7 protein-coding genes are annotated in these 8,036 nt (G+C 53.5%); 6 read left to right on the top strand and 1 reads right to left on the bottom strand.

Annotated features, from left to right (window positions below; translation table 11 throughout):
* The first annotated feature begins 16 nt into the window (after nt 1-16).
* Nucleotides 17-1,291 carry an ATP-dependent RNA helicase RhlB gene (rhlB, locus tag ACTH5D_RS16615; protein ID WP_441673178.1) on the top strand — a complete coding sequence of 425 codons (1,275 nt, stop codon included), beginning with the start codon at nt 17-19 and terminating at the stop codon, nt 1,289-1,291.
* A 5-nt stretch (nt 1,292-1,296) separates the two neighbouring features.
* Nucleotides 1,297-3,426, top strand: a complete 2,130-nt coding sequence (gene dinG / locus ACTH5D_RS16610) for an ATP-dependent DNA helicase DinG (protein ID WP_441673176.1) — start codon at nt 1,297-1,299, stop codon at nt 3,424-3,426.
* A gap of 47 nt (nt 3,427-3,473) precedes the next feature.
* Here the strand turns inward: dinG and ACTH5D_RS16605 are convergent, their stop codons facing one another.
* Nucleotides 3,474-4,550, bottom strand: a complete 1,077-nt coding sequence (locus ACTH5D_RS16605) for a 3-deoxy-7-phosphoheptulonate synthase (protein ID WP_441673174.1) — start codon at nt 4,548-4,550, stop codon at nt 3,474-3,476.
* Nucleotides 4,551-4,965: 415 nt separating this feature from the next.
* On the opposite strand from ACTH5D_RS16605, the gene rpoE reads away from it, so the two are divergent.
* From rpoE to ACTH5D_RS16585, 4 genes are all read left to right on the top strand, one after another.
* Complete coding sequence (rpoE, locus tag ACTH5D_RS16600) at nt 4,966-5,565, top strand: RNA polymerase sigma factor RpoE (RefSeq protein WP_096280508.1); 600 nt, start codon at nt 4,966-4,968, stop codon at nt 5,563-5,565.
* 287 nt (nt 5,566-5,852) lie between these two features.
* The gene (locus ACTH5D_RS16595) at nt 5,853-6,575 is read left to right on the top strand and encodes a sigma-E factor negative regulatory protein (protein ID WP_441673172.1); all 723 of its coding nucleotides are present in this window, start codon (nt 5,853-5,855) and stop codon (nt 6,573-6,575) included.
* Between the two features lie 43 nt (nt 6,576-6,618).
* On the top strand, nt 6,619-7,665 hold the full coding sequence (locus tag ACTH5D_RS16590) for a MucB/RseB C-terminal domain-containing protein (RefSeq protein ID WP_441673170.1): 1,047 nt from the start codon (nt 6,619-6,621) through the stop codon (nt 7,663-7,665).
* A gap of 18 nt (nt 7,666-7,683) precedes the next feature.
* The coding region (locus tag ACTH5D_RS16585; protein WP_441673168.1) for a SoxR reducing system RseC family protein at nt 7,684-8,036 on the top strand (353 nt) is incomplete at its 3' end.

Below are 8,036 nucleotides of genomic sequence, written 5' to 3'. Positions count from 1 at the left end.
GACAGATAGACAGCCTATGAGCGAGTCGGAACAGACCACAGCACCGGCCCAGAACCGCAAGCCAAAACGCCGCCGTCGGAAGCCGCGTCGTCGCCAGTCGAGCTGGGATCTTCGTCAGTTTCAGGTGCCCGCCGTGGCCGGCAAGTGGCGCTTTCATGACTTTGATTTGCCGCTGCCACTGATGCGTGCTATTCATGCCCAAGGGTTTGAATACTGCACACCTATTCAAGCTGAGGCTCTGCGCCAGACGCTTTTAGGTGGTGACATTGTCGGCAAAGCGCAAACGGGAACCGGTAAAACAGCCGCCTTTTTGATCTCAGTCATGAGCTACTTCCTGGAAGAGCCCACGCCCGATGGTCAAAAGCCGGGTGCACCACGCGCGCTGATCATTGCGCCTACCCGCGAGCTGGCGCTGCAGATTGAAAAAGATGCCAAAGCCTTAGCACGCTTTACGCAGCTCAACGTGGCCAGCGTCGTCGGCGGTATGGACTATCAGAAGCAGCGTGAGAGCCTGGGTAGCAAAATCGATATTCTGGTGGCAACGCCAGGGCGCTTGCTGGACTTTCATCAAAAGCGCGATATCGATCTCAGTGAAGTCGAAGTACTGGTGCTGGATGAAGCCGACCGTATGCTATCGATGGGCTTTATCCCTGACGTGAAGCGGATTATTCGCTACACGCCGAAAACAGAAGAGCGTCAAACATTTCTGTTCTCGGCTACCTTTACCGACGACATTCTCAATCTCGCCAGCCAGTGGACGCTTGATCCTGCCCACGTTGAAATAGCAGTGACGGTTGAAAGCCAGGCAGATATAGATCAGCGCGTTTACCTAGTATCAGATGACGATAAGCAACGCTTGCTGGTCAATTTGCTACAGCAGGAAAGCTTTGAGCGCGTCATGGTCTTCGGTAACCGTCGTGATTTGGTACGTAAGCTGAATGATCTGCTCAGCAAAGCCGGCGTGAGCGTGGCGATGCTGTCGGGCGATGTGCCGCAGAATCAGCGTATCAAAACTCTGGAAAGCTTTCGTGAAGGCGAAATTCAGGTATTGGTCGCAACCGATGTGGCCGGCCGTGGGATTCATATTGAAGACGTAAGCCACGTTATCAACTACACCCTGCCTGAAGACCCTGAAGACTACGTGCATCGCATTGGACGCACCGGGCGTGCAGGTGCGAAGGGCGTCTCGATTAGCTTTGTCGGTGAAGAAGATGCGTTTTCACTGCCGGAAATCGAGCAGTACATCAACGACAAGCTGCCCTGCGTACATCCGCCGGAAGGTATGCTCTAGACCGCATGCTTGATACAGCCCTAAAAGGCGAGATTCAAGACGCTTATCGTCGCGTGGTGGAAAGCCTTGGGCTAACCCCACGCTACGGGCAGCGTATGATGATCGCCGAAATTGCCCGCACCCTCGGTAATATCGAAAGTGATAGCGAGGGTAAGCGGACTAACGATACCCATGTCTGCGTGCTGGAAGCGGGTACCGGTACGGGGAAGACGCTGGCCTATTTGATTGCCGCGCTACCGATTGCTAAGGCGCGAAGCAAGCGGCTAATTGTATCGACCGCAACGGTCGCTCTCCAGGAGCAGGTGCTCAACCAGGACTTACCTTCGTTGGCTAGCCATAGTGGCATTGCCTTTCGCTACGCATTAGCGAAAGGGCGAGGTCGCTATGTTTGCGTGGCACGTTTGGATCAAGAGCTGGAAGGTACTGACCCCAATCCAACGCTTTCGCTTTTTGAGCAGTCGTTGCAAACACAAAGTAGCGATTTTAGCGTACTCGCTAGCGATATGGCGCAGGCATACGGCCAGGGGGAGTGGGAAGGCGATCGTGATAATTGGCCGGCGGCCATTGACGATGCGCATTGGCGACGCTTAACGGTCGACCATCGCCAGTGCACGGGCAGGCGCTGCGGGCATTTTGCTGCTTGCGCTTTTTTTCGTTCTCGGCGCGAGCTTGAAAATGCCGACGTCATCGTCGCCAATCACGACCTTGTGCTAGCTGATTTAGCGCTGGGCGGCGGTGCTATTTTGCCCGACCCGGCAGACTGTATTTTCGTGTTTGATGAAGGCCATCACCTGCCTGAGAAGGCGCTTTCTCACTTTGCCCACCGCTTTGCGGTGCACGGCTGTTTGCGTTGGCTGAAAACGCTGAGAAGCAGTTTGACCGACCTCCACCAGGCGTTGGCTATTCAGCCAACGGTGTCGCGACTTTTAGTCAGCTTGCCAGAGCTGATTCATAATCTGGAGCCCGCGCTGGGAGACGTGTTTAGCATGGGGCACCAACTGGCGGAGCGGCCTAACGGCCTGGCTGACGAAGAGGCCGCCCATCAGTCGCGGTTCGAAAAGGGCCAGGTGCCCGATGCCCTTCTGGAGCAGGCGCAGCAGTTGCTGGTGATGTTTGCCTCGTTGTCGCGCTGCTTGGAAAGCATCAGCGATATTCTGCGCGAAAGCCTTGATCCTGATAAGCAGACCGGCCTTGATCGCGAGCAGGCAGAAGCCTGGTTGCCGCTCGTGGCGTTGCTTCACGGGCGGGCGTTAGAGGCGCATGCCTTGTGGCAGGCGTTCAGCGAGCAGGATGTTGCTAATGAAGCGCCCAGTGCCCGCTGGATCACTCTGAGCCGTGTGGCTGGAGAGCCGGAAATTGAGTTTTCGGCCAGTCCCGTTTCGGCTGCCCACACCCTGGCTAAGCATTTGTGGGGCCGCTGTCACGGCGCGGTCGTAACCTCGGCAACGTTGACGGCGCTAGGTCGCTTTGAGCGCTTACAAGAGCGCGCGGGCCTGGCTAATCGCTATCGTTATCAGGCATTACCCAGCCCGTTTGACTACGCCAACGCCGTGTTGCGAGTGCCTAAAGAGGCGACTGACCCTAGCGATAGAGAAGCCCACGAGCGAGCCATCGTCAGCTTTGTCTCTCAGTTGGCCGACAAAGAGGCGGCGCTGGTGCTGTTTTCTTCCCGTGCGCAGCTGCGAGCCGTCGATAAGGCATTGCCTGCTGGCGTTAAAGCTCGCGTATTGGCGCAGGATGCATTGCCCAAGCGTGAGCTGATCGAAAGGCATCGTGCAGCGGTTGATAAAGGCGATGGGAGCATTATTTTTGGCTTGGCTAGTTTTGCTGAAGGTATCGATCTGCCAGGTGACTACCTAACTCATGTGGTCATTACGCGCTTGCCGTTTGCGGTACCCGATGACCCGGTGGGCGCCACCTTGGCAGAGTGGATAGAAAGCCAGGGCGGCAATGCCTTCATGCGCATTAGCGTGCCCGATGCGTCTATAAAACTGGTTCAGGCCTGTGGGCGACTGATTCGTAAAGAAAGCGATCGCGGCACGATTACCTTGCTAGATAAACGTGTGATTACCCGCCGCTATGGGCAGGCCTTGATGGATGCGCTGCCGCCATTTCGGCGTGAAATCAGCCGGTAATGAAAAACCCCGCCGTGGCGGAGTTTTGGATGTGACAAACCGCAGTGTTACTTGGCAATACGCTTAGCCAGTGGAACGGTGAGTTTGTCGTTCATGCGATTGAACGCCTCTACCGTGGTGTCCCAGTCGATGCATGCATCGGTAATGGATACGCCATACTGAAGCTGGCTGAGGTCTTCAGTTAGTTTCTGATTGCCCCAGCCAATATTAGATTCAATCATTAACCCAATAATGGAAGTGTTACCTTCTAAAATTTGGTTAGTGACGTTTTCTAGTACTAGTGGCTGTAGCGCCGCATCTTTATTGGAGTTGGCGTGAGAGCAGTCAATCATGATGTTGGGTGAGAGCTTGGCTTTTTTCAGCTCTTTCTCTGCGAGTGCCACGCTTACGCTGTCGTAGTTGGGCTTGCCGTTACCGCCACGCAGTACTACATGGCCGTAGGCATTGCCGCGCGTACGAATGATGGCCACTTGGCCGGCCTGGTTAATGCCCAAGAAATTGTGCGGGCTGGCAACAGACTCAAGCGCGTTAATAGCGACATCGAGACTGCCATCTGTACCGTTTTTGAAGCCGACGGGGCAGGAGAGGCCAGACGCCATTTCGCGGTGAGTCTGAGACTCGGTGGTACGTGCGCCAATGGCTGACCAGCTGATACAGTCTTGCATGTACTGTGGCGAAATTGGGTCTAGCGCTTCGGTGGCCAAAGGTAGGCCCATTTCGGCAAGATCGACCAGCAGTTTGCGTGCGATGTGCAGGCCCTCATCGATCTCAAAGGAATCGTTGAGATGCGGGTCATTGATAAGGCCTTTCCAGCCCACCGTTGTGCGCGGCTTCTCGAAGTATACGCGCATGACTATATACAGGCTGTCGCTGACTTGATCGGCTAATGTGCGTAGGCGACGAGCGTAATCCAGCGCAGCATCGACATCGTGAATTGAGCATGGGCCGACAACGACCAGCAGTCGCGGGTCGTTGCCATCTAGGATATTCTGGATGGTTTGGCGGCCCTCAATGACGGTGCGTTCTGCCGCATCAGTGAGCGGTACGGCATTCTTGAGGGCTTCTGGTGTGGTGAGTACGTCTTGAGCGAGGACGTTAAGGTTATTAACCTGTTGTTCTGACATCTTGCTACCTATGCTTGCGTAATGGCTGAAAAAAGTGAGGGAGCGATAAAAGTGGCGCCTACTATCGCTTGCTGAGCAGGTAAAAATCAATTGCTGTGGAACTATCGGTAGTCGAAAAGTGTCAGCCACAAGGTTTTTGTGTATTCAGATTAAGCGCTTGATGCGCCGCACAGAACGCGTAACACTGTCGCCATATTGTTATAAAATGTAGCGGGTCAACGCGCTTAGCTAGTTAAAAAAATATAGCTTTATCATAGAGTGTGGCAACAAGTACCAACGCTACGTTCGCCATTTGCTTTCACTTATTATTAATCAATGCCCAAGGGACGCTATGCTGCTTGCTGTGAACGCCCACAGGTTAGGGCTAATAGGAATGGGGCTCGGCGCATGCCGTACGAGCTTGAGGAGCGTGTGAATGGGCACTCGGGAAACAGACCAACAGCTTGTTGAACGTGCTCAAAAAGGAGATACGCGTGCTTTCGATCTGCTGGTAAAAAAATACCAGCATAAAATTATTGGTCTCATTAGCCGCTACGTACACGATCACTCTGAAGTTCAGGATGTGGCGCAGGAGGCATTTATTAAGGCGTACCGCGCCTTAGGTAAATTTCGTGCGGAAAGTGCTTTTTATACGTGGATGTATCGGATTGCGATCAATACGGCGAAAAACTATTTGGTTTCGCGGGGGCGTCGGCCACCCGGTAGCGACTTAGATATTGTTGATGCTGAGATTATCGATCAAAGCGGTCGGTTGGCAGATTCTGAATCGCCAGAAGCTGCCATTGCCAGAGACCAGTTAGAGGCAGCGGTCTATCAGGCAATTGATAACCTGCCCGACGATCTGCGTACGGCTATTACCTTGCGCGAGTTAGATGGTCTTGCCTATGAAGATATAGCGCAGGTGATGCAATGTCCGGTAGGCACCGTGCGTTCGCGTATTTTTCGCGCTCGCGAAGCGGTCGACGAACATATTCGCCCGCTTGTTTCCACGGCACGGAACAGTCGCGATGAATGATGGTCATAAGTAGCAAGCAATATGGCTGGCTAGGAATGCCTTCACAAGAATTAGCTTTTATTTTTTTGTGAACTGTCTGGGAAATGACGCGTCATAGAGCTGACTGCCTTGATTAGTAGGCATTGTCTTAATTGACAAAAATGCTAATTGGCAAAAGATTGAAAAGATGGGCCTTAAGCAGCAGTTGTTAATACTTGTTTTGGCCAGTGAAGTCGTCGGGGTGATAGTGCGTTTAACTCGCAAGTGTTGCCTCAGTACTTCTTTTAAACAGTGTGAGGGTGTGAAGTATGAGTCAAAACACACGGGAATCACTTTCGGTGTTAATGGATGGCGAGAGTGATGAGCTTGAGCTACGCCGAGTGTTGAAAGCACTGCCAAATGATGACGGTGCCGCAGAGACATGGAGGCGTTACCATTTAGCACGCAGCATGATGCAGCGTGAAAGAGGGGTTGATGTAAGTATTGATCTTTCTGCTGGCATCATGGCCCGATTGCGCGACGAGTCCGCTCCTTCCATGGATATTGAAGAGCGTGTTGCCACGCGTGCCGGTGGAATTTCCTTCGCTCGCGGCGCGGGTGTTGCGGCCGCCGTATCGCTAATGGTGATCACAGGCGTACAGTTCTTTGGCAACGGTCTGTCTGAGGGCCAGGGTAGTGGCGGTATTGCCGCATCATCACCTAATGTGACTAGCCAGGTACAGCCGGTCAATTTAGCCAGACAGCCTGCTATAGCATCAAATGCCGATATGCCTATGTTTGAGCCAACGCCTTTTCGCATTAGCGGTCAGTCAGCTCCGAGCGGCTTGATGAATATTAGTGAAGCAGGCTTCTCTACTCAGGCATCTCAGGGTGTTAGTGCCTCGCAAGGGACTAACATTAATATTGATCAAATTGGCATGTTGCAATCCTACCTAGAGCAACATACTCAAAGTGCTGCTTACGGAAGTGGCGACAGCTGGATGCCGCTCATGCGTTCTTCAGCGGTAACTGAGCCGCTGGGCCAGCGCTAATTATCTGCCATCATTCGGTGGAGTACTGCTAGGTGAGTAGAGCGTGCTGGGAAATAGAGCGTTCAAGGTGTTAATGCCTTTGCGAGTGAGGCATGCATGGGTACTGGCACTGTCGGTCGGTATGTTTTCGCTTCAGGTACAAGCGCAAAGCGATACTCAGGCTAATTCTGGGTATGAGTGTGCGGATACCTTGATTTCGACACCCAGTACCGGCACCGAGTGGCTAGAACGCGGCTTATGGGCTAGCCACTGCTATGCTTTTCAGGCAAGAGCCGTGGCTATAGATGCCATCAATGTACGTACACTGGCGCTTTCGCACCGTATTCAAGACGGCATACGTCAACAGGTCGTACAGTATCTGGATGGCCCCTCAGTCAGCATAGAGCGGCGTTCGCCGGTAGGCAGGCTTGCGTGGACCGAAGACAGTGGTAGCGGAGGGCTTCCGTCCCCTGCTAGATGGGCAGCTCACCTTGAAGAATATTATCGGATTGATCTTGAGGAAGACGCGCGCGTCGCTGGTCGAGACGCCGTAAAGCTAATTTTTGAGCCTCTTGATCAATGGCGTTTTGCTCACGAGTGGTGGTTAGATCGTGAGACGGGGCTGTTGCTCAAGCACGTGCTTATTGATCAGCAGGGTCGCATTATTGAGACCTTCCAAATTACCCAGCTTCAATCGCCTCAGCAGTACACCGGAAATATCCGCATAGATTCTCCGAAGGTTGCGCTCAGTACTCCGTGGCGCACGACTTGGCTGCCCGAAGGTTTTGTGGGCCAGCCGGTTGCCTTCTCTGGTAACGATGTTCAGCAGCGGGTCTATAGTGATGGTTTAGCCACCGTCAGCATTTTTGTAGAGCCCATTGAGCAAGGTGAGCCTGATGGCTTGCGCGAAGGTGTGCAGCAGTTGGGCGTATCTGCGGTAGCTATTGAGCATTACGCGACCGATGAGGGGCGCTGGCAACTGATTGCCATTGGTGAAATGCCGGTCACTTCTCTCCAGCGAATTGCTCGCTCAATTGCTTTTGATCAAAGCGCTGCAGAAGAGCCGCCTGAGAGCGATGCTGTAGGAGGGAGTGGTCGTGCAGATCCCTAGCGACGCAAAAAAGGTCACATGGTGACAGAAACTACCTGTACTTCCCTGCTACGCATGGCCACGATTGTTGCTCATGCAAATGACGGTATTGTTGTCGAAGTGGCCGCTCAAGAAGGCTGTGAGCAGTGCGCTAAAGGCCGAGGCTGTGGGGTAGGGCTGCTGGCTCGCCAGCGTAGCCGGCAATTAGTCGTTGCGCTTCCACGGGCAGCCTCAGTCGACACCGACCAGGCAGTTGAGCAATGCTATCCATTAGGCCAACAGGTCACCATAAGCCTGCCGCGAACGTCAGTTACGCTGCTGGCTTTTTTTGTATATGCATTCCCCTTAATGGCGGCACTCTTGTTGGCTGGTTTAGTCCCGTTAGTCAGCAC

The organism is Halomonas sp. (genome assembly GCF_052095695.1).
Classification (GTDB): Bacteria; Pseudomonadota; Gammaproteobacteria; order Pseudomonadales; family Halomonadaceae; genus Vreelandella.
The sequence above is the reverse complement of the archived record's forward strand: the minus strand, read 5'-3'. Positions and strand labels throughout refer to the sequence as shown.

Excerpts from the sequence above, each read along its gene's own strand:
- rhlB (WP_441673178.1), top strand. The coding sequence starts at position 17 with ATGAGCGAGTCGGAACAGACCACAGCACCGGCCCAGAACCGCAAGCCA.
- dinG (WP_441673176.1), top strand. The coding sequence starts at position 1,297 with ATGCTTGATACAGCCCTAAAAGGCGAGATTCAAGACGCTTATCGTCGC.
- ACTH5D_RS16605 (WP_441673174.1), bottom strand. The coding sequence starts at position 4,550 with ATGTCAGAACAACAGGTTAATAACCTTAACGTCCTCGCTCAAGACGTA.
- rpoE (WP_096280508.1), top strand. The coding sequence starts at position 4,966 with ATGGGCACTCGGGAAACAGACCAACAGCTTGTTGAACGTGCTCAAAAA.
- ACTH5D_RS16595 (WP_441673172.1), top strand. The coding sequence starts at position 5,853 with ATGAGTCAAAACACACGGGAATCACTTTCGGTGTTAATGGATGGCGAG.